Here is a 23,079-nt window from a genome sequence, read left to right as displayed (position 1 = left end):
TTTATAATCTCCAAGTTGGTTCTTCTACTATACCTTTTACATCCATTATTATAGGTGTACCTTTTGACATTCCTTTATAATCATTTGTAGAAATATTTTTAAATTTATCATGATTTACAGCAACAATAATAGCATCATATCTTTCACTATTTAATGGTAATTCTTCTAAAAAATTCAAAGGTTTTACCTTTTTATCACTCTCATCAATCCAGTAATCATATACTTCAACATTGCATTTAAACTCTTCAAGTTCTCTAATAATATCAAGAACTTTAGAATTTCTCATATCAGGGCAATTTTCTTTAAATGTAGCTCCAAGAACTAATATATTTGAACCATTTAATTTTTTATTTTCACTAACAATTAATTTTAAAGTTTTATCAGCTATATATTTACTAATACCATTATTAACTTGTCTTGCACCTAAAATTAAATTTGGCATATATCCTAAACTTTGTGCTTTATGAGTAAGATAGTATGGATCAACTCCTATACAATGCCCTCCTACTAGACCTGGGAAAAGTTTTATAAAATTCCATTTTGTAGCAGCTGCTTCAATTACATCTTTAGTATCGATATCCATCAAATCAAAAATCATAGCAAGTTCATTTATCAAAGCTATATTTACATCTCTTTGAGTATTCTCTATAACTTTTGCAGCTTCAGCAACTTTTATTGATGGAGCTAAGTGAGTTCCAGCAGTGATAATACTTTTATATAAATCATCTATTCTTTTAGCTATTTGAGGAGTCGAACCAGATGTTATTTTAAGTATTTTTGTAACTGTATGCTCTTTATCACCTGGATTTATTCTTTCAGGAGAGTATCCACAAAAGAAATCTTTATTAAATATCAAGTCGCTAAATTTTTCTAAAATAGGAACACAAATTTCCTCTGTAACGCCTGGATAAACAGTACTTTCATAAATTACTATATCATTTTGTTTTAAAACTTTTGCTATAGTTTCAGTTGATTTTATAATAGGGGTTAAATCTGGTTCATTACTATCTTTAATAGGTGTTGGTACAGTAACTATATAAATATTTGAATCCTTTATATCTTCAATATTCATAGTAAATTTCATACCATTTTTTATAGCATCTTTCATCTGATTTTCATCTAATTCTAAGGTTCTATCAAAAGCGCTTTCTAACTCTTCTATTCTTGAATTATCTATATCAAAACCAACTACTTCATATTTACTTGAAAAAGCATGAGCTAAAGGAAGACCAACATATCCTAAACCTATTATACATATTTTATTTTCCATTTTTTCCCTTATATTAAATTTTTTATATTATCACATAAATATTAATTCTTTTTTATTCTTTTCTTATCTTATTTATAAAATTTATAAAAAATACTAAAAATATAGATAAGATAAATCCTGTCACAAAACCAACTACTACAATAAGAGATTTTCTAGGTTTGATAGGATAATCATTTATTAAAATATTCCCTACTATTTCACTATTTGTTGCTATATTATTCATAAGTTTTAATTTTTCAAGTTCTATCTTATCATTCAAATCTTCTAATTGATTTTTTATACTATATTCTAATTCTCTATTTAAATTTGGGATTTTTTCTAAAAGTATATTTTCTTTTTCTTTATTTAAATTTTCAATTTGATTTTGTAGATTCAATATTAAATTTTGATAATTTAGTATTTCCATAGCAGATAACATATTTTGAGTATCATTTGAACTTCTTTTTTTCGTTATATCATTTATATTTTTTTGATATTGTTCCATTTTTTCTTTATTAAAATTCAATTTATTTTCAATTGTAACTAATTCAACATTTTTTAAAAAATTTATTTTTTCATTTACTTGAATTTTTGTTACATCTTCTAAATATTTAATCTGCTCTTCCAAATTTTTTATATTTAAGTTTGTTCTTAAAATATATTCATCAATTTTATATTTATAATCTGTTTGTAAAAAATCAACTACTTCATTATTTATATCAATAGCCTTTTCATTTGAAAATGCCTGTGTAGTTATTTCTATAAAATTTTCTGCTTTTTTTACAAGTGAAATATCAGAAACAATTCCATATTTTTCTGTTATAAAAGGCATATCATCTACAGAAAATATAACTCTTAGTTTTCGTTCTAAAATATTGCTATTTTCTATTAAAGCATCACCAATTTGTCCTATTTTAACTACCGATTTTACCTCATAAATTGGTATTTTTAAACTTACATAAACTATAGATAATATTGTAATAATTGATGTAAATATAACTATAAAAATCTTTTTATTCCAAATAGTTTTAAATAACTCTTTTAAATCTATTTCATCTTCTTGTATATATTTTTCATTTTGCATATTTTCCCCTGTATTTTGTATATCAAAATTTGTTTATATTATAAAAATAAATTTATTTTTCTTTTAAATTGGCGACCCCAGCAAGATTCGAACTTACGTGTTTAGGAGGAAATCCTAACGTCCTTGGCCACTAGACGACGGGGTCATAATGAGGGAGTATTATATTTTATTTTAAGTTTTATTCTACTTAAAATCATAAAAACATATCTCTATCTTATTTGTTTTAGCTTCTTTTTTTTTAAAATATATATTTTGGAAGATGTTGTTTCAAAAAAGCCTAGTTTATTTTCAACTATTACATTTGAGTTCGTAAAAGCAAAATCATACTCAAAACTACATGCAGTTTTATTTGCAGAAGTTGAATATGATATATCAAATTTATCTATAAAATCATAAAAACTTGACGATTTATCAACAACCCTAAATGATTGTAGATTTGGATATATAAAAGTAGTTTTCTTACTATTACGTACTAATTTTCTAAAGTTTTTTGGAACTCTTGCTAAACTATTTAATGTTTTAAAAGAGTTTACAGTATTTAAAATTTTTTTAGATTTTTCTCTTTGTTTTAGCTTTGTTAGCTTCTCATCATTTGAAGATGAAAAACCAACAGTTGTATCTGTTTGTACTAGATAAACTAAGCTAGAATCCATTAGTAATTTAAAAATTCTTGGATAGATTTTGGAGTTGAAACATCTTTAGTTTTTAACTCTTTTATTGCTTCAGTTGCAGCATTAGCAGCAGCTACAGTTGTAAAATATGGAACATTCATTCTTAAAACAGCTCTTCTTATATCTTTACCATCATCTTTTGATAATTCTTGTTCACCACTTGTATTTATTGCCATTGCAATATCACCATTAGTTAAAAGATCTGTAATATTTGGTCTTCCTTCACTAACTTTCAATACTTTTTCACAAGGTATTCCAGCTTCAGAAATAATTTTTTCTGTTCCACCAGTTGCACATATACTAAATCCATTTTCATTTAATTCTTTTGCAATACTTGAGGCAAACTCTTTATCTAAATCACATAAAGAAATAAATACTTTTCCACTTTTTGGTAAAGAGTTTTTAGCAGCACTTTGAGATTTAGCAAATGCCATAGCAAAATTATCTGCAATTCCCATAACTTCACCAGTAGATTTCATCTCTGGACTTAAAAGCAAATCTGCTCCTACAAGTTTATTAAATGGGAAAACAGACTCTTTTACAGCAACATGATTTTTAAGTTTTGGTTTTAAAACACCATTATCTTCATAAACAATCTCTCTATCATAAACTTTTAAAGCATCTCTTAAACTGTGTCCCCACATAACTCTAGTAGCTACTTTTGCAAGAGGAATTCCTGTTGCTTTACTTACAAATGGCACAGTTCTACTAGCTCTTGGATTTACTTCAATTAAATAAACTTCTCCTTTGTGAATTGCATATTGAACATTCATAAGTCCTACAACACCAAGACCTAAAGCCATAGCCTTTGTTTTTGTCTCAAGTTCTTTTATACATTTATCTTCTATACTAATTGGAGGTAATGAGCAAGCTGAATCTCCTGAGTGAATACCTGCTTCTTCAATATGTTGCATAATTCCACCAATATAAACTTCTTTTCCATCACAAATACAATCAACATCAAGTTCAATTGCTCTATCTAGGAATTTATCAATTAAAACTGGTGCATCATTTGAAACTGAAACTGCTTCATCCATATATTTTTTTAATTCATCAGTTGAATAAACTATTTTCATTCCTCTTCCACCAAGAACAAAAGATGGTCTTACAAGAACAGGATAACCTATTTTTTCAGCTATTTTTATAGCTTCTTCAAGTTCTACAGCTGTTCCATTTTCTGGTTGAAGAAGTCCAATATTTTCAACAAATGCAGAGAATTTTTTTCTATCTTCTGCTAAATCAATAACTTCTGCTGTTGTTCCTATAATTTTTGCTCCAATTTTTGTTAAAGCATTTGCTAATTTTAGTGGTGTTTGTCCACCAAAATGTACGATAACACCATCTGGTTGCTCTTTTTCTACAACACTTCTTACATGTTCAAAATCAATTGGTTCAAAATATAAAACATCAGAAGTATCATAATCTGTTGAAACAGTTTCAGGGTTGCAATTATACATAATAGTTTTTACACCCATTTCATTTAAAGCGAAACTAGCATGAACACAACAATAGTCAAATTCTATTCCTTGTCCAATTCTATTTGGTCCACCACCAATAATCATAACTTTTTTATCAGATGATTTAGGAGTTTGCTCTTTTGGTAATTTTGTAACATTTGTAGTTGAATATAAGTATTGATTTAAAGCTTTAAATTCACCGGCACAAGTATCAACTTCATTATACTCAAAATCTATATCTAAAGCTTTTCTTGCATTGTATACATTTTCTTCAGTTTTTCCAATAATATTTGCAATAAATTTATCACTAAATCCATTTGATTTAACTTTTCTTAAAAGTTCTTCATCAGTTAAAATAGCTGGAGTCATAGCAAGTTCTAGTTCATAAAGTTCTCTAAATTTAGCTAAGAACCAAGGATCTATTTTTGAAAGTTCAAAAATATCTTCATTTGTTAAACCTTGTCTCATACCATCCATTAGATATTGAAGTCTTTTATCATTTGGTCTTCTAATCTCTTTTTTAATTAACTCTAAATCAGTCGTAATACTATCAAATCCACTAAGTCCAGTTTCTAATGAACAATATGCTTTTTGAATACACTCATTAAAATTTCTTCCTATAGACATAACTTCACCAACAGATTTCATTGATGTTGTTAAAGTAGAATTTGCTTTTGGGAATTTTTCAAATGTAAATCTTGGAACTTTAGAAACAATATAATCAACTGCTGGTTCAAAACTAGCTAGTGTTCCTGTCATATCGTTTGTAATCTCATCAAGTGTAAATCCAACTGCTAAAAGTGTAGAAACTTTTGCTATTGGATAACCAGTTGCTTTTGAAGCAAGAGCAGAACTTCTTGAAACTCTAGGATTCATTTCAATTACAATCATTCTTCCAGTTTCTGGGCACATAGAAAATTGTACATTTGAACCACCACTATTTACTCCAATTTCTCTTAAAATTGCAAAAGATGCCTCTCTCATAACTGCATACTCTTTGTCTGTAAGAGTAAGTGCTGGAGCTATTGTTATTGAATCACCTGTATGAACTCCCATAGGGTCAAGATTTTCAATAGAACAAACAACAATGCAGTTGTCATTTGTATCTCTGATAATCTCCATTTCATACTCTTTCCAACCTAAAACTGATTCCATAATTTCAATTTCATTAATTGGTGAAGCATCAAGACCAGCTTGTGCCAAAGCTTTAAACTCTTCCATATTATAAGCAACTCCACTTCCACCACCTGCAAGAGTAAATGAAGCTCTACTAATCACAGGGAAACCTATCTCTTTTGCTACTTTAACTGCTTCTTCTAAAGTATAAGCATTCTCACTTCTAGGTAAATCTAGTCCAATTTTTCTCATAGCTTCAGAAAAAAGATGTCTATCTTCTCCCTTTTTAATAGCTTCTGGATGAACTCCTAAAAAGTTTATACCTTCTAAAAGACCTTTCTCATACATAGATGTTGCAACATTTAATGCTGTTTGTCCACCCATTGTTGGGAGAATAGAATCTATATTCTCTTTTTTAATTATATTTAGAACAACTTCTTCTGTAATTGGTTCAATATATGTCTTATCAGCAAATTCTGGATCTGTCATGATAGTTGCTGGATTTGAGTTAATCAAAATAACCCTATAACCAAGCTCTTTTAAAGTTTTAGTAGCTTGTGTTCCTGAATAGTCAAACTCACACGCTTGTCCTATAACAATTGGTCCTGAACCTATAAGTAAAATATTTTTTATATCTTCTCTTTTTGGCATAAACTTTCCTTTCGCTGATTTAAAATTTGGCAAGTTTATCGAAAAAGTGCTTAAGCCTTTGTTACAATTTATGGTAGTATTTGGGTAAATTTTGAATATTTTAAAATATAAAAGCTATTTGCTTCTATATTTTAATCTATCTTTAAGAATAATTAAAGTTACACCTATGACAGTTGCTGCAAAAGATGCTAAGAAAATTCCTATTTTTATTGCAGAGATTATAACTTCATCATCAAATGCTAAATTTGCTATAAAAATAGACATTGTAAATCCAATCCCAGCGATAAACCCAACAGATAAGATTTCAAACCAAGATATATTTGATGGTTTTTTAATAAGTTTAAATTTTGTTGCAATATAGACAAAAGAAAAAATACCTAAAGGTTTTCCAACTAAAAGACCTAATCCTACACCTAATACTATCATCAAATGTTGAGTAACAGCTGTAAAATCAAGTAATACTCCAGCATTTGAAAAAGCAAATATTGGCATTACAAAAAATGCTGAAAAACCATGTAAATTATGTTCTAATCTTATAAGTGGATTTTGAACTCTATCATATCCATAAGCTATCCCTTCTAAAGCATTTATTTGTCTATTATTTAAAATTGGATTTGCATCTTGATGTGATTCAAAATCATAAAGATTAGATTTAGTTGTATCAATAAAATCTTTTTCATCCATTTTAGAACTAATAGGAATAGCAAAAGCCAATAAAACACCAGCAATAGTTGCATGAACTCCAGTTTCATGAATGTATATCCATAAAAATATACCTAATATTAAATATGGTAAAAGTTTTTTAACATTAAAATAGTTTAATAACCATATTAAAGAATAAACTACTCCTACGTGAACAAAATACTCTAAATGTAATTCACTTGTATAAATCAAAGCAACAACTAATATAGCACCTAAATCATCAATTACTGCAAGTGTAACTAAAAAAAGTTTTACTGAAGGATTTACTCTTCTTCCTAAAAGCATTAAAATGGCTATTGCAAAGGCAGTATCAGTTCCCATTGGAATACCAAATCCTATCATATTATCTGGATTATAATAGATATAAATTAATGCTGGAACTATCATACCACCCAAAGATGCAATAAATGGAAAAAATGCTTTAGAAGCTCCAGCTAATTCTCCAATTAAAATCTCTCTTTTTATCTCTAAACTAACCATTAGAAAAAATAGTGCCATCAAACCATCATTTATCCAAAGTCGTAGAGGCATAGTAATAGTTTGTCCTCCTAAAGCCAATCCAAAATCTTTATCCCAAAGTTCAAAGTACATAGGACCAATATTAGAGTTTGCTATAAATATTGCGAAAACTGTAACAAATATTAAAAGAAGTCCACTTAAAGCCTCTTTTGATATAAAAGTATCTATTACCCTACTTCGTTTTTTGATTTTACCACCTATTTCAATCATCTTTATTCACCGTATTAAAAATAAGTTTTGCTTCATCTAAAAGTTTTTGTGCATTTTCTAATTCACCTATTCCATCTTTATAAAGTTTTAATGAATCACTAAGTGTAATTTGTGGATTTGAAAGTTTTTCTAAAATCTCTTTTGCTTTTAATATTTTATCTTCAAAATTTATATCTTTTTCTTCCATTTAATACTCCTTTAAAATATCTTTTATATGTTCTTCAAATTTTTCAACTTCAACTAAAAATGAGTCATGTCCACTTGAACTATCAACAAGTTTGAATGTAACTTGTTCTTTTTTCCCTATTTTTATCATAATATCACGTATTTCTTCCATCTCATTCGGAAAAAACAACATATCATCACTAAATGCTATTAGATGAAGTTTTCCTTCTATTTTTAAAAAACTATCTTCTAATTTATCTTTATTTCTTCCTGCATCAAAAATATTTATTGTTTTACAAATATACAAATATGATAAAGGATCAAAAAACTTTGGAAAACTATATGAATTATATTCAAGATATTTTTCTATCTCAAATCTTCCAAAAAGTTCATATAATCCATCTGTTTGTACATAATCTCTTCCAAATTTTTTATTAAAAAGTCCTGGGCTTAGATATGCTATAAGACCTGCCATTCTTCCAACTGCAAGTCCAGGTAAACCTAAAGCTTTTAAATCATTTTTTTCATAATTTCCATTTTTAAAATTTGGATCATGTCTTATAGCTTCAAGTGCTATTTTATTTATAGCAATTACCCAAGGTCTTGTATATGCTGTTGTTGCCATTGCAATATAGTGTTTGGCAAAGTTTGGATGTTCTATTGAATAACAAAGAGTTTGCATTCCTCCCATACTTCCACCAATAACAGCAATAGCATTTTTAATACCCAATTTTCCATAAAGTTTCATTTGTGCTTTAACAATATCAGATATTGTTAAAACAGGAAATTTTAATCTATACTCTTTTTTTGTAGCTGGATCAATACTCATAGGACTTGTTGAACCATAAGAACTTCCAATATTATTTGAACAAATTACAAAATATTTTTTTGTATCAATAGCTTTTCCATCACCTATAAACTTATCCCACCATCCTGGTTTTGCTTCATTTTCATATCGTCCAGCTGCATGGTGGCTACCAGAAAGTGCATGGCAAATAATAATTACATTTGATTTATCTTCATTTAATGTTCCATAAGTCTCATAAATAATCTCAAATTTTTCTAAAAGTCTTCCACTTTCAAGATATAATGGCTCATTAAATTTCTCTATTTTTGTCTCTATCTTCAAATTATATTCCAAATTTATTAGTTTTTTTGCCAAAGAGTTTATCAAAACTAAGATAAAAAAGCCTTTTAGTAACAAAAAGTATATAATTTAATAAATATTTAAGAAGATTATCTATAAATATAAGTTAATTTTTATAAAATTATCAATAAAAATTATGAAAAGGAAATTTATGAATAAAATACAAGAACTTGAAGATATTTTAAAAAATGATGTTCTTATTGAAGTAAATGATGAAATAAAAGCTATAGAAAAAATGTTAGAAAAAAAATATGATGAAGATTTGGAAATAGAATTAGAATATTACAAAGATATAAAAAAATTCTATGATGAAGCATTAAATCAAATATCTTTAAATAAATTAAGTGAAGAAGAAGCGAATAATATTCTACTTGATTTAGAAGATATGAGATCAGATGAGGATGAGTTATAATGTTTGAAGATTTAGAAATATATAAAATCGTCAATATATTAGGACTAATTATTGGTCTTTTATTTGGAATAATTGCTCAAAAAAATCAATTTTGTTTTAGTGGTTCAATAAAAGATTATATTTTAATAAAATCAACAAAAAGAGCTGCTTCAGTTGTAATGGCAATGATTGTAGCAGTTATTTCTACATCAATTATAGTAAGTATTTTTAATATTGATCTTACACAAAGTGCTTATTTTAAATCAAATATCAACTATTTTGCTATTATTTTAGGTGGGATACTTTTTGGTAGTGGAATGATGATTGCAGATGGCTGTAGCAGTAGAAGTATTGTAAAATTTGGACAAGGTGACTCAAATGCAATAATTACACTACTATTTATAGCAATATTTGCTTATGCAACAACAAAAGGTATTTTATATGGTATTTTTAATCCATTCATAAATAATGAATTTTTAATAGAAATTTCAAAAAGCATAGATAATTTCCAATTAAATATCTTTGTTGTCTTAGCTATTTTAATAGTAATCTTAGCAATTTTAATAAAAAAAATTAAAAGAGTTTTCTCTTTATTTGATGGAGTACTAATAGGTTTATTAGTTAGCTTTGCATGGTTTATTACGGGATATCTTGGTAGTGAAAGTTTTGAAAGAACTATTGAATTAACTAGTATTAGCTTTGTTTATCCTAGTGCAAAAACTTTAGAATTATTTACATATTATGAAGTAAATGAATTGTCTTTGGGTGTTTGTATTGTAATTGGAGCTTTAATAGGAACATATATTTCTTCTTTTTTTAATAAAAAATATAGCTTTGGATGTACAGCAAATAAAAATCTAAATAAAGTAAAGTACAATATGATTGGTGGGGCGATGATGGGTATTGGTGGTATTATGGCTATTGGATGTACAGTTGGGCAAGGTCTTAGTGGTTTATCAACTTTAGCGTTTAGTTCATTTTTAGCAATTATTTCAATTTTTATTTCAGGATATTTTACAGGAAAGATATTACATAAATACAATAAACTTCCAATGTGTTTTATATTTGAGTGGGATGATAATGATAAAAATAAACCTATAAACTATGATATTTAACTAAGGATTAACCTTAGTTAAGTGGATATTCAACAGTATATCCTCTCATAAGTGGTGGAGTATCAAGAGTACTCTCTGTTGATTCAACTTTTGTTGATTCTAAGTCATCATTACCATCTTCTAGTTCTTCATCTTTATTATCATTTTTTGCTTCAAAACCAGTTGCTATAATAGTAATTTTTACTTCATCTCTATCAAAAGTTGTATCTGTAGTAGTTCCAAAAATAATCTGTGCATTAATATCAGATCTTTCATTGATTTTTCCCATAATATCACTAATTGCTAAAAGAGAAATTTCTGGAGATACTGTAAAGTGAATTAAAACACCTTTTGCTCCATCAATTGGAACTTTCTCTAATAAAGGAGAATTTACAGCATTTTCTAAAGCTATAGTTGCAGCATCTTCACCTTTTGCTTTCCCAATTCCCATTAAAGCGATACCTTTATGTTTCATAATAGTTTTAACATCAGCAAAGTCAGCATTAATATCTGCTCCACTTCCAGGATTTAAAATAACTTGACTCATTCCATTTACAGCTTGATACAAAATATTGTCCACAATTTTGAAAGCATCTCTCATTCCTAGGCTTTCATCAACTGTTGAAATAAGTTTATCATTTGAAATAACAATTAAAGAATCACTAACTTTTTTTAATTCTTCAAGCCCAAGATTTGCTAATCCTGCTCTTTGTCTTCCTTCGAAACTAAATGGTTTAGTAACCACTGAAACAGTTAGAGCTCCTACTTCTCTTGCAGCTTTTGCTATTATTGGAGCAGCACCAGTACCAGTACCACCTCCAAGACCAGCAGCAACAAAAACGATATCTGCACCTTTTAAAGTCTCTTTTACTTCTTCATAACTTTCTAGTGCTGAATTTCTTCCAACTTCAGGATCCATTCCAGCACCAAAACCATTATTAATACTATGCCCTAACTCTATTTTTTTTGGAGCTTTTGATACATGAAGTACTTTTAAATCTGTATTTGCAACAATCAGATCAATCATATGAGTACCTTCTTCTATCATATGATTGATCATATTACAACCACCTCCACCAACTCCAATAACTGCTATTTTAGGAAGATTGTTTGATAATGCTTTTGTAGGCATCTTTTCTGTTACAGTAATATCATCTATTCTAAATAAATTATTATTTTCCATTAAAACCACTCCTCAGCTTTCTGTATAAATCTACTCCAAAGTCCTTTTTTCTTATTTTTATCAAGTGGTTGTAAAATTGTTTCATTACTACTAATTCTCATATCTGGATTATTTCCTTGTTGAGATTGATTATTTATAGTAGAAATTGATATTTTTTCTATAGTTTTACCTTTTCTAATTGGACGAATAAGCTTTTTACTAGAATCTAATTGGTAACCTCTATTTATTCCTAAAGCAAACATTATCAATCCAACAACTGTAGATTTACTTGGTTCATCAAAACTAACTCTAAAAGCATTTGGAAGATTTTTTGGAGATGAAATAGAAACTGGAATTCCTTCAAAAATCTTTTTAGTAAGCTCTTTGATACCACCAAGTTCACTCATACCACCTGTTAATACTATTCCAGAACCCATATTATCTAGTAAAGCATTCTTTTTTAATTGGTTTTTTACTAAAACTATTATTTCTTCAACTCTTGCATGAATTATAGTTTGAATATAATCAAGTGCAACTTCTGAGAAATTTTCTTCATCATCAATTCTTGGAATTGTAACTTTAGATGGTCCTAAATCTCCATTTCCTGAGTAATCTTTAATTAAAGAACCATAATCTATTTTTATCTTTTCAGCTGAAGTTATAGGAGTATGTAACATTACAGATAAATCATTCGTAATATTTTTTGACCCAACAGGGATAAATCCATTATAAATAATAGAGTTTCCTTTAAAATATACAAATTCTGTTGTCGTTGCTCCAAGATTTATTACAACTGCTCCAATTTTCTTTTGTTGTTCATCTAAAACAGCTAAAGTTGAAGCATAAGAATCTAAAACAAATCTTACATCATCAATTCCAAAAACTTTTAAAGCTGATTTAATATTTATAAGTGCATTTCTTTTTGCAGTTACAATGTAAACAGAAACTTCCAGTCTACTTCCATTCATAGAAATTGGATTATCAACTTCTTCTTCATCAACTTTAAAAAATAATGGAATTACATGTACAACTTCATATTCAGGAAGAATTATAGAATTTGAAAGTGCCATTTGCATAGCTTGATTAATATCTGATTCTGTTACAAGTCCATTTGGAATATTTACTGCACCACTTCCTTTGATACCTTTTGTATAATTACCAGAAATTGATACAACAGTTGTCCCAATAGCTTCTGTAACACTTTCTTTTGCTTTTAAGATAGCATCTTTTATAGTTCTTGAGATATCTTCAATATTTGTAACTAAACCTTTATTTACTCCTATGCTTTCTTGAATACCAAAACCTAGTATTTCAACACTATTATCTAAATCATATTTTGGTTTAGTTATTACTGCTGTTGTAGCACTAGAACCGATATTTATTGTTAAAAATACATCATTTATATTATTCAATTACTACTCCTTTGTAGTTTGTATAGATGTTTTTATTGTAAAACTATTCTCAAGTTTTTTAAGAAGATTTGATATTAAATCTGCTTCTTGTACTTGTTTTATTTCATCTTTAATAAAGTTATCTTTTGATTTATCATAATTAGCCATTTTTGAACTATTTACTCTATAAAGTATAGCTTTTGAACCAACTCTAATTACAGACTCTTTTTGTGAACTAGCAAAAAGTTGATTTAAAAATTCTATAGCTTCTCTTTCATTTAAACCTTGAATTTTTGCTGCACTTGCACGATTAATTCCAGCTACATCAATACCTTTAAACTCTTTTAATTCGTTTTGAGCAACTTCATCAAGTTTTTTAGATTTCAATTCTTTTGTTAAATCAATTAGCACTTTATCTTTTGCATCTTCATAAGATAAAATAGTAGATGGATTTATTTTTGATAATTTCACTACATAAAATTTATCATTTTCAAAAAATGGTTTTATAATTTCTGTATTCTTAGCTTCTTTAATTCTTTCTATATTTTCAGCTATAAAAGGCAGCTTACTATCTTCAAAAGTAACTTTTTTCTCAAAACTATCTTCACCTTTTTTAAGATTTAAATATAAAGTTAAAGCTTCTCTTTTTGTAAAATTTTCATCTAAATCTTTAATAACTTGTTCTTTTGCTTCTTCAAAAGATTTTAATTTTCCATCTTCAAATTTATAATCACTTTTAAACTTTTCATAGTGAGATTGTATCTCTTCTTCAGTAGAACTTGCAGATTTTAAACCCAATTCTTTTATTTCTAAATCATAAGAAATTTCACTTTTATAAAAATTTTTATTATCTTCATAAAACTTTTTTATATCATCTTCAGTTGCAGTAACTTTCATATCATCTATATTTAAAATTTTATAAGTTATATCATCTTCAATAAATAATAATTTACTAATATTCTCAATCTCATTTGCTATTGGCTCTATATTAAATAGTGCTTGAATTTTTTGAAATAAAATAGAACTTTCTATACTATCTTCAAATTCTTTTGGAGACATTCTATTTTGATTTAGAATTTTTATATATTTATCTTTATCAAATCTTCCATCAGTTTTAAACTCTTCATATTTTATTAACTCTTTTGCTACCTCTTCTTGAGTAACAATTAAACCCAAATCACTTCCATAAGCCATAATAAGATTTTTTTGTAAAAGTTGAGAAAATGCAACATCACTCAATCTTAATTGCTCTGCTAATTCTTTATTAAATGAATTTCCAAAAAGTTGAGCATATTGAGAATATAATTTTGAATACTCTTGATTATATTCATCTATTGTAATTTCTTTATTTCCCACAACTGCTACAACTCCACCTTTTGAGCCATAGTTATAAGAACCCCAGCCAACAAATCCAGCACCAACAAATGCTATTGTACTAATCCAAATAGTAATTACCAACCACTTTTTATGCCTTTGCATCCAAGTTATCATAAGATTTAATCCTCTAAAATTTTTTTAAAGTCGATAATACTAAAAAGTTGCTTTTATGTTATTTAAATTGTTATTGTTTCTATGTTTTTTGAAGTTACACTCTTTAAATTTTTACTCATTAAATCATTTATAATAGATTCTCTTATTGTTACTTCTATTTTTTTACATGCACTTTTAAAAGCTTCTTCTTCTCCAACTATAAAACACATTTTTTTTGCTCTTGTAATTGCAGTATATAATAGTTTTGTGTTATGCATAATATAATGAGAAAAGCTCATAGGAATAAGTGCATTTTCATACTCCATCCCTTGTGTTTTATGAATAGTTAAACAATATGCTAAAGATAAAAGATTTTGAATATTATCAAAATCATAAAAAACTACCATATCATCATTTGGATATAAAACTATACATTTTTGTTCATCAAAATCAAGTTTTATAATAAGTCCTAATTGTCCATTATAAACTCTTCTTTCCATATACTCAGTAGAATTGCTTTTATACATACTCATAGTTTGAGCTTTCATATTTTCATTTTTTATATGAATTACTTTATCTGTTAATTTATACTCAAATTCTTTTATTTTTAAACTCTTTGTTTTTGTATGATTAAATAACCTTTGAAGTTCAATATTTAGGTTTTCAACTCCTAGCATTCCACCTTTCATAGGAGTAATAACTTGAAATAAAATCAAAGCTTTTGATATATCTTTATTTTTAATATATTCATAATACTGCTGTATATAATCACTAGAAATATTTAGAATATTATTCAAAATATACTCACTATTTTCTCCTCTCAAATTTGCAAACTCATTTTGACTCAATGAGTTTTTTATAGAATAATAGTTTGAGATAGATACATCAACAAATTTAAAATCTTCATATTCTTCTTTATAATTTGGCAATTCACCTTTTCTTATATCATTTGCAATAACTGCTATTGCTTGATTTTCATTTTGTCTATATATTTTTGTAAGCTTACAAATAGGTGCAAGTTCATATTTGATAGCATCTGCTAATATATTTCCTGCTCCAATAGCTGGAAGCTGACCATCATCTCCTACAATTATAAATATCGTATCATCATCGATTTTTGAAATAATCTGATAAAAAGTAACTGAATTTACCATAGAAGCTTCATCAAGTAAAATAGCCTTATATGGAAAAAAATCTTTCTCTTTATGTTTTACAAGTAAACTTTGAATAGTTGAAGAGTTATATCCTGTTGTATCGCTTATTCTTTGACTAGCAATTCCACTTAAAGCTATAGTCATAATATCATCATAACTCATAGTCTCTTCAAGAAGTTCTAATATAGCTCTACTTGAAGTAGATTTCCCTGTCCCTGCATAACCTATTAAAAATAGAGTCTTTTCTCCACTATTTATAAGTTCAACAGCTTTTTTTTGTTCATCACTTAAAGAAAAACCTAAAGTTTTCTCTTTTTTTTCTAAATAGTCATCAAAATATTCAATAATCTTTTTGTTCTTTTCATCTTTTCTTCTATTAAAAAAATCTAAAATATTTTTTTCTGCAAAATATAACATCGAAGGGGCTAATCTATTCTCTTTTGTTGTATAAACTTCTTCTTTTGCAAGCATCTCAATAATAACTTCTTCATATAAATGTTCTTCATTTATAAATCTTAAATTATCATCTAAAAGCTTATATAGATGAAATTTATCTATTGATGAATTTCCATTATTATCACAAAACTCTCTTAAAGTGTAATTTACACATGCCCTTATTCTAAAAGGTGATTTTGGATCAATTCCTAAAGCTTTTGCTATTTCATCTGCTCTTTTAAACCCTATTCCTTTTATATTTATTAATATATATGGATTATTTTTAATTTTTTCTATTAAGTTATCAACTTCACTAAATGTTGCATAAACTTTTGTAATTAAGTTTGATGTTACTCCAAATTTTCCTAAAAAGCTTCCCAATTCTCTTAAGTGTTTAAACTGATGCCAAGAGTCAATTATACTTTTTAATTTTTTTTCTTTTATACCTTTAAACTTTAGTAATTCATTTGGATTTTTTTCTAAAATTTCTATTAATCCATCTTCATTATACTTATCCAATATTTCATTTGCTAATTTTTTTGTAAACCCTTTTACAATTTTTGTAAGAAAGAAAAAAAGTTCATGTTCTTTTACTTGTAAAGTATTAAATTCAAATTGAACTCCATATTTATTATGAGTAGTCCAGTTACCACTCATTAGTATCTCTTCACCTACCATTTTTTCAATATCAGCATCAAAATATGTCCCACATATTTTTTGATTATTTTCTAAAACAGCTATAACATACTTTGTTTCATCATTTTTATAAAGAACTTTTTTTAGAACTCCACTTAAGTTATAATTCTTCTCTTCATTAATATCCATCATTAAATCTATCTTTTTTATGTTTATCTTTTTTATATCTACTTTTATTTTTCTCTTTTTGTAGTAAATTTGCGTCTTTTAAAAGTGTTGATCTTTCATCTTCAAAATTTTGACTTGGATTTTTCACAAAATTCATACTTTTTTCTATAAAAAGATTAAGACTTGTATAATAATCAGTATATAATTCAACTTTAGGAGTTTTATTCATATCTTCATAGTTTTTAAAAGTTCTTTTAATAAATACATCTTTATCAAAATTCTCAAGTTTCAATAAAGAAATAGTCCTAGTAAAAAACTTTTCTAAAACTCTTATATATCTTATCCGTAGCTGTTTTTCATTGAGTTCAAAATTCATTCAATAGCTCTTTTAAATTTTCAATTGGTCTTGCAATAACAGCTTTTTGTCCTTTTATGATAATTGGGCGTTGTATTAAAATAGGATTTTGTACCATAATTTCAATGATTTTTTCTTCATTATCTTCATCTTTTAGATTCAAAGTTACATATAATTCTTCATTATCTCTTAAAAGCTCTTTTGCTTTTATATTTAATTTTTTTAATATATCTTTTAATTCTTCAATTGATGGTGGATTTTCTAAATAATTTATAACTTCTACTTTTATATTTTTTTCATTCAACAAATCCATAGCATCTCTTGATTTTGAACAACTTTGATTGTGCCAAATTTGAATATCTTGCATAAAACACCTTTTTTATTAAGTCTTTTATTATATCCAAATATTTTTTATAGAATATAAAACATTACATTATGTAATATTTCATCTTTAAAAAATTTTATCATTATTAAATCACTTTTTTATATAGTACATTTTTATAATCATTTGTGTTATAATCTCTTATGTTAATATCAAATGGATCAGCACTAAATATACTTTTAGCGAATAATAATAAAATCTTAAATGATGTACTAAAAGAGACTGACAATAAGACATTGAATAATCTTTTAAAACAAGATAAAAACTCAACAACAACTATTGATGCAGGAAAAGTTTTGAAAGAGGTTTTTGATAATATAAAAGATGGTACAAAATCAAACTCTACTTTAGAAAATATGCTAAAAAACTCTAATCTTTTCAAAGATTTAGGCAATGTTTCAACAAATATCTCAAATCTACTTGATAGTATAAAAGATGATGAATCTTTACAAAAATTCAAGCCATTATTAGAAAATTTTTTAAAAAATTTAAAAGATATTGATGCAAATAATTTAAAAGAACAATTAAAAAATAGTGGGATATTTTTAGAAAACAAGTTATCTAATAACTCAAATTTAACAACAAAAATTGAGAATATTTTACAAAACATATCAAATTTATTAAAAAATATTGATACACCACAAACAAAAGAGATAAATACGCTTTTAAATAATATTGTTAAAAATCTTTCAAATTCTATTTTTACAAATGCAGATTTACAAAATAGTCTAAAAACTCTTACAAATTCGTTACAATCCTTAAATAATAGTTTGAACAATCCACAAACACAAAATCTAAATACATTTGTAAATGAATTAAAATCTATTATAAGTCAAGGTTCATTGATAGAATCAAAATTACAAAATAATCCTATACAATCTGAACCTATTTTAGATACAAAGAATAATATAAATTCTCAACTAAAAGAGCTTTTAGTACAAATAAAAAATGATATATTACAAAATCCTACTATGATACAAAATAAAAATATTTTACCTATAATAGATAATCTTTTAAAAATAAATGATTTTTTTTCAAAATCAGAAATAACGCTACAAAACACTCAAACATCTTTACAAAATACAAATATATCAACTTTTTCAAATAATATTACAACAAATCTTAGCCCTCTTCTAAGTGCTCTAAAAGATAGTTTAATTTCACAAAATCCACAAAATAGCCAAATACAAGAACATATTAATACTTTAATAAAGAAAGTTGAAACTATCATACAAGAACAACTAAATAACCCAACTCAAAATTTAAAATCAAATATAAAACTAGATGATGATTTTAAATCAGTTTTATTAAAAATGCAAGATGAATTGATAAATAAAACTGATGTAAAATCTCAAGATACTTTAAGAAATATAAATAACTTAATGACTCAAGTAGATTATCACCAACTAACTTCTATTGTTTCAAATTCAAATTATGTTTATATTCCATTTTTTTGGGAAATGTTAGAAGATGGAACTATAGAAATGAAACAAAAAGAAGAAGATAAATTTTTTTGTCAAATAAAACTAACATTAAAAGATTTTGGAAAAGTCGATTTGATGCTTTCTCTTTATGATGAAAATAAGATAGATATGACTATTTATGCTCAAAGAGAACATTTTAAAATAGCAATTAGAGACAACATCAAACAACTAAAAATAGCATTAAACAATGTTGATTTAATTCCTATAAATATAAAATTACTTGATATGAAAGATGAAGAAATAGAAGAAGAAAAACCAGCAAATATCTACCAACAAAATTACTATAATAATAATTCTTTTAGTTCAAGAATTGATATAAAGGCGTAGTATGCAAGAAAAAAGCCAATATATTCAAAAAGCTGTAGCTTTACAATATGACAAAACTGTAGATAATGCTCCAAAAATTACTGCAAAAGGAAAAGGTGAAACAGCAAACAATATTATAAAAATTGCAAAAGAAAATAATATCCCTATAAAAAAAGATGAAGATTTAGTTGAACTATTATCTCAAATTAATATAGATAAAGAGATACCAAGTTCAATGTACAAAGCTGTTGCAGAAATTTTTGCATTTATTTATGACTTATCAAATAAAAATAAAAAATAGGATAAAAAATGATTTTAAAAAAATTTATCATAAAAGATCAAAAAGAGCTTTATAGACATAAAAACTATCTTTTATCTTTAGATTTAGAGTTTGATAGCCAAAAAAAAGAGTATTCAAATAGTGGTTATCTTGATTTTAATATAGAGTATGAACTAATAGAATTTTTAAAAAATGGTGATTTTAAATATAGTATAATAGAAGAAAAAATTACTGATTTCAAAAAACAAATCCTAGCAAAATTCAAAACTTTACAAATAGATACAAACAATATTTTTATAGTAGAAAAAAATGATAATTCAAAAATATATTTATTAAACCAAACAAAAAATCAAATCCAAATAATAGACTTAAAAAAATCAAATTTCAAAGCATATAAAATAAGTAAAGATATACAAGATGAAACAAATTTGAGTATAAAAGTACTTAAAACTCTAGCTTCAAATGAAGATGATTTCAAAGAACTTTTCAATATCTTTGCTATATTGGAAAATCAAAATAGTGAAGATTTATTATTTATTGATAAACTTAAAAAGTTTAAATACTTTTGTATTTCAAAGATAAAAGAACAACAAAAAGATATGTTTTTATGCAACTGTATAGAAGGATTTTTCCCTGAAACGAAGTTTTATATAAAAGGTGATAGAGTTTTTTCAGACTATACAAACTACTTTTTAAACTATGAGCAAGAGCTAAAAATATGGAAATATCTATATAATAATAGAAATAGAATAGGAAATTTTAAAGAACCAACTTTAAATGAACTTTTTGTAGGAAGAAAAATATATATTATAGATGAATTTAAAAATAAAATAAAAGCTATTATAAAATCTGCTAAATTTAGTGAAGACAATCAAGGTATTATCATAAGCTTATCAAATGGGGTAAGCATAAAAAAATTATCAAAAATATTTACAAAAGAAGAGTTACAAAGAAGAGTAATAGAAGCTAGAGATTAATTGCAGGTTATTATAAATAACCTACAATTAAAATAAATTTTGTAAATCCTAAAAATAAAGATATTATCTTTTATCTTAGAATTTCATATTCATAGCAACACTAAATCTTCTACCATCTAAAACATTTGAATTACCATCATCTGTAACATCTTTATTTGATACATTATATATACCTGCGTTAAAGCTTAAGTTTTTATCATATTTATAAACTCCACCTAAGTCAACAAAAGTATAAGAAGGTATTTTGTTATTACTAGTTCCTGAACCAGAAGTTTCTCCCCTATAGTTTACTTGAGTCCATAATAATATTTTAGATGTTACATCAAAATCTAATCCAGCATTAAACATATGTTTAGAAATATTATTTAAAGGTTTTCCTTTTGCTGCACCAGTTTTTTGCTCACTATCTGTATATGTATATGAATGTCTATATTTTAAATTATCTAAGATATTCCAATCTGTTGTAAGTTCTAAACCTTTAATTTCTGCTTTATCAACATTCTCATAAAATTTAACTCCTCCACCATAATATTCACCTTTGTATAAGTATTGCTTTGTATCTCCAGGTAAAATATCAGTTCCATCTTTTGATTGAACTTTATTTTTATAATCTGTTTGAAATACCATTAAACTTCCAGCAAGCCCTAAATCATCATTATCATAAGCAAATCCCAACTCATAATTTCTACTTTTTTCTGGTTCTAAATCTGGATTACCAACCATAGCAACAGGAGCTCCACCTCCACCAGAAATTCCAGCAAAATCAGGAGCAGCTTGTCTTAAACTTGGTGCTTTATATCCTGTTGTCACTCCACCTTTTAAGTTTAAATTATCTGTTAAACTATAAACAGCATAAGCTTTGGGGCTAAAATTACTTCCAAAAAATTCATTCCTATCAAATCTTCCACTTAAAGTTAAAGCTAAATCATCAGTTACACTCCAAGTATCTTCTGCAAATAAAGCCCATTGATATCTTTCCATTTTTGTAATACTATCATCAGTTACTCCTCCAACCATAATAGCATTTGTAGCACCATCTTCAAGATTTTCTTTTTTATAGTTTGCTCCAATAGTTAAAGAATTTGTATCAAAAAAATATGTTCCTTGAGTATTTGCTGTTACAGTACTCATTTCTATACCATTTCCAGTTCTTGCATTTGCTCTTGTAGGGTTCTCTGATTTTTCATAAGTTAAATATGAATTTACTAAAAATTCATCATATTTTAATTCATGAGTTAAGTCATAATTATAATTTATTGATTTTTGATAAGAAGGTGAATTCTTTTGTTTTCCTGTAATCGTTCCCATTGAAAGAATACCATCCCAACCAACAGCTCTACCACTTGAATCAAAAATATTACCATTTCCATCTACACTATATCCATTATTAACACTACCTCTAAAACTACCTTCTGCAGCTATACTTTTTCCTGGATTTGAAGTTCTTTCTTGAACTTTATAAGTATATCCAGCTGTAATTGTATTATGTTCATTTGGAGTTAAAATAAATTTTCCACCAACATTTTGTCTTTTATAATCTGGATCAGAACCGGCTTTCAAAGCTCCACTACTTTTAAAATCACTCTCATCAGTATCTAAAAGCCCTGCTGTTAATTGAACTGATAACAAATTATCTACTAAAGGTACATTTACAAAAGCACTTACATTTCTTGAGTCATTATTTACTTTATTTGATGAAGCAGCTTTTAAATATTCTACATTTATATTTGCTGTTACTTTATCAGCATGTTTTTTAGTAATTATATTTATAACTCCACCCATAGCATTTGAACCATATAAAGATGAAGCTGGACCTCTAATAACCTCTATTCTCTCTATAGCTTCTAATGGGGGTAAAAAATTAATAGGATTTCCAGCATGACTTCCATTTGGAGAAAATGCTTGATTATCTTGCATAGGTCTTCCATCAATTAAATATAAAGTATAATCTGAACTCATACCTCTAATAGATATCGATTGATTTGAACCACCACCATTTACATAAACACCTGGAACATTTTTTAAAACATCAGTAACATCTGTATAAGATTTTTTTTCTATTTCTTCAGCTGTAATAACTGAAATTGAAGCAGCTGCATCAGCAATATTTTGCTCATATCCACCAGCAGTTACAACTTGTACAGCATCAAGCTTTGTTGTTTCATTAGCACTTAAATTACTACTAGCAACTAATAAAGCTGCAGCAACAGTTCTAGCCATTGTGATTTTCATCTTTCTTTCCTTTTTTATTATTGTGATTAAAATTTCTTATAGATTTTAGGAGAACCTATAAATGATACAATTTGATAATTATTATTTTAATTAGCAAAAAGTGAATGATATGTTAATGAATTATTCTTAATATAACTTTAAATTAATACTAATTATTGATTAATATTATTTTGTTTAAATATTCTAATAAA

19 protein-coding genes and 1 tRNA gene are annotated in these 23,079 nt (G+C 26.3%); 5 read left to right on the top strand and 15 right to left on the bottom strand.

Annotation, left to right across the window (positions count from 1 at the left end; all coding sequences use genetic code 11):
* Nucleotide 1 precedes the first annotated feature (1 nt).
* The 8 genes from ALANTH_RS04150 to metX form a co-directional block, all read right to left on the bottom strand.
* Complete coding sequence (locus tag ALANTH_RS04150; RefSeq protein WP_026808016.1) at nucleotides 2-1,270, bottom strand: nucleotide sugar dehydrogenase; 1,269 nt, start codon at nucleotides 1,268-1,270, stop codon at nucleotides 2-4.
* A gap of 52 nt (nucleotides 1,271-1,322) precedes the next feature.
* Entirely contained in the window at nucleotides 1,323-2,333 is a 1,011-nt protein-coding gene (locus ALANTH_RS04145) for a Wzz/FepE/Etk N-terminal domain-containing protein (protein ID WP_026808017.1), read from the bottom strand.
* 69 nt (nucleotides 2,334-2,402) lie between these two features.
* Nucleotides 2,403-2,478: transfer RNA gene (locus ALANTH_RS04140), tRNA-Glu, on the bottom strand.
* A 64-nt stretch (nucleotides 2,479-2,542) separates the two neighbouring features.
* Nucleotides 2,543-2,986 carry a Sua5 YciO YrdC YwlC family protein gene (locus ALANTH_RS04135; RefSeq protein WP_026808018.1) on the bottom strand — a complete coding sequence of 148 codons (444 nt, stop codon included), beginning with the start codon at nucleotides 2,984-2,986 and terminating at the stop codon, nucleotides 2,543-2,545.
* Nucleotides 2,986-6,228: a carbamoyl-phosphate synthase large subunit gene (gene carB / locus ALANTH_RS04130; RefSeq protein WP_026808019.1), complete on the bottom strand. Its 3,243-nt coding sequence runs from the start codon at nucleotides 6,226-6,228 to the stop codon at nucleotides 2,986-2,988. Before carB ends, ALANTH_RS04135 begins: the two co-directional genes overlap by 1 nt.
* A 114-nt stretch (nucleotides 6,229-6,342) precedes the next feature.
* Nucleotides 6,343-7,659, bottom strand: coding sequence for a Na+/H+ antiporter NhaA (gene nhaA / locus ALANTH_RS04125; protein WP_051488710.1), 1,317 nt, complete (start codon nucleotides 7,657-7,659; stop codon nucleotides 6,343-6,345).
* The gene (gene xseB / locus ALANTH_RS04120; RefSeq protein WP_026803776.1) at nucleotides 7,652-7,846 is read right to left on the bottom strand and encodes an exodeoxyribonuclease VII small subunit; all 195 of its coding nucleotides are present in this window, start codon (nucleotides 7,844-7,846) and stop codon (nucleotides 7,652-7,654) included. The genes nhaA and xseB overlap by 8 nt, the downstream gene beginning before the upstream one ends.
* Nucleotides 7,847-8,953: a homoserine O-acetyltransferase MetX gene (gene metX, locus ALANTH_RS04115; protein ID WP_026803777.1), complete on the bottom strand. Its 1,107-nt coding sequence runs from the start codon at nucleotides 8,951-8,953 to the stop codon at nucleotides 7,847-7,849.
* A gap of 169 nt (nucleotides 8,954-9,122) precedes the next feature.
* Here metX and ALANTH_RS04110 point away from each other — a divergent pair, with 169 nt between their 5' ends.
* Complete coding sequence (locus tag ALANTH_RS04110; RefSeq protein ID WP_026803778.1) at nucleotides 9,123-9,383, top strand: hypothetical protein; 261 nt, start codon at nucleotides 9,123-9,125, stop codon at nucleotides 9,381-9,383.
* On the top strand, nucleotides 9,383-10,477 hold the full coding sequence (locus ALANTH_RS04105) for a YeeE/YedE family protein (protein WP_026808020.1): 1,095 nt from the start codon (nucleotides 9,383-9,385) through the stop codon (nucleotides 10,475-10,477). Before ALANTH_RS04110 ends, ALANTH_RS04105 begins: the two co-directional genes overlap by 1 nt.
* 13 nt (nucleotides 10,478-10,490) lie before the next feature.
* On the opposite strand, the gene ftsZ is transcribed toward ALANTH_RS04105, so the two are convergent.
* The 6 genes from ftsZ to arsC form a co-directional block, all read right to left on the bottom strand.
* Nucleotides 10,491-11,639, bottom strand: a complete 1,149-nt coding sequence (gene ftsZ, locus ALANTH_RS04100; protein ID WP_026803780.1) for a cell division protein FtsZ — start codon at nucleotides 11,637-11,639, stop codon at nucleotides 10,491-10,493.
* The gene (gene ftsA, locus ALANTH_RS04095) at nucleotides 11,639-13,030 is read right to left on the bottom strand and encodes a cell division protein FtsA (RefSeq protein ID WP_026803781.1); all 1,392 of its coding nucleotides are present in this window, start codon (nucleotides 13,028-13,030) and stop codon (nucleotides 11,639-11,641) included. The genes ftsZ and ftsA overlap by 1 nt, the downstream gene beginning before the upstream one ends.
* 3 nt (nucleotides 13,031-13,033) lie before the next feature.
* Nucleotides 13,034-14,500 (bottom strand): peptidylprolyl isomerase, encoded by a 1,467-nt coding sequence (locus tag ALANTH_RS04090; RefSeq protein ID WP_026808021.1) that lies wholly within the window; start codon nucleotides 14,498-14,500, stop codon nucleotides 13,034-13,036.
* 62 nt (nucleotides 14,501-14,562) lie between these two features.
* Nucleotides 14,563-16,896: an AAA family ATPase gene (locus tag ALANTH_RS04085; RefSeq protein WP_063353224.1), complete on the bottom strand. Its 2,334-nt coding sequence runs from the start codon at nucleotides 16,894-16,896 to the stop codon at nucleotides 14,563-14,565.
* On the bottom strand, nucleotides 16,883-17,248 hold the full coding sequence (locus tag ALANTH_RS04080) for a hypothetical protein (protein WP_026803784.1): 366 nt from the start codon (nucleotides 17,246-17,248) through the stop codon (nucleotides 16,883-16,885). The genes ALANTH_RS04085 and ALANTH_RS04080 overlap by 14 nt, the downstream gene beginning before the upstream one ends.
* Nucleotides 17,238-17,594 (bottom strand): arsenate reductase (glutaredoxin), encoded by a 357-nt coding sequence (gene arsC / locus ALANTH_RS04075; RefSeq protein WP_026803785.1) that lies wholly within the window; start codon nucleotides 17,592-17,594, stop codon nucleotides 17,238-17,240. Before arsC ends, ALANTH_RS04080 begins: the two co-directional genes overlap by 11 nt.
* A 158-nt stretch (nucleotides 17,595-17,752) precedes the next feature.
* On the opposite strand from arsC, the gene fliK reads away from it, so the two are divergent.
* The 3 genes from fliK to ALANTH_RS04060 are packed head-to-tail and all read left to right on the top strand — an operon-like array spanning nucleotide 17,753 to nucleotide 20,656.
* A complete protein-coding gene (gene fliK / locus ALANTH_RS04070) occupies nucleotides 17,753-19,420 on the top strand; it encodes a flagellar hook-length control protein FliK (protein ID WP_026808023.1) in 1,668 nt (555 codons plus the stop codon).
* A gap of 1 nt (nucleotide 19,421) precedes the next feature.
* Nucleotides 19,422-19,700: an EscU/YscU/HrcU family type III secretion system export apparatus switch protein gene (locus ALANTH_RS04065; protein ID WP_026803787.1), complete on the top strand. Its 279-nt coding sequence runs from the start codon at nucleotides 19,422-19,424 to the stop codon at nucleotides 19,698-19,700.
* 8 nt (nucleotides 19,701-19,708) lie between these two features.
* On the top strand, nucleotides 19,709-20,656 hold the full coding sequence (locus ALANTH_RS04060) for a hypothetical protein (RefSeq protein WP_026808024.1): 948 nt from the start codon (nucleotides 19,709-19,711) through the stop codon (nucleotides 20,654-20,656).
* Between the two features lie 75 nt (nucleotides 20,657-20,731).
* Here the strand turns inward: ALANTH_RS04060 and ALANTH_RS04055 are convergent, their stop codons facing one another.
* A complete protein-coding gene (locus ALANTH_RS04055; protein WP_026808025.1) occupies nucleotides 20,732-22,888 on the bottom strand; it encodes a TonB-dependent receptor domain-containing protein in 2,157 nt (718 codons plus the stop codon).
* Nucleotides 22,889-23,079 lie beyond the last annotated feature (191 nt).

The organism is Aliarcobacter lanthieri (assembly GCF_013201625.1).
Taxonomy (GTDB): Bacteria; Campylobacterota; Campylobacteria; order Campylobacterales; family Arcobacteraceae; genus Aliarcobacter; species Aliarcobacter lanthieri.
This window is presented reverse-complemented; position numbering and strand designations above follow the sequence as displayed.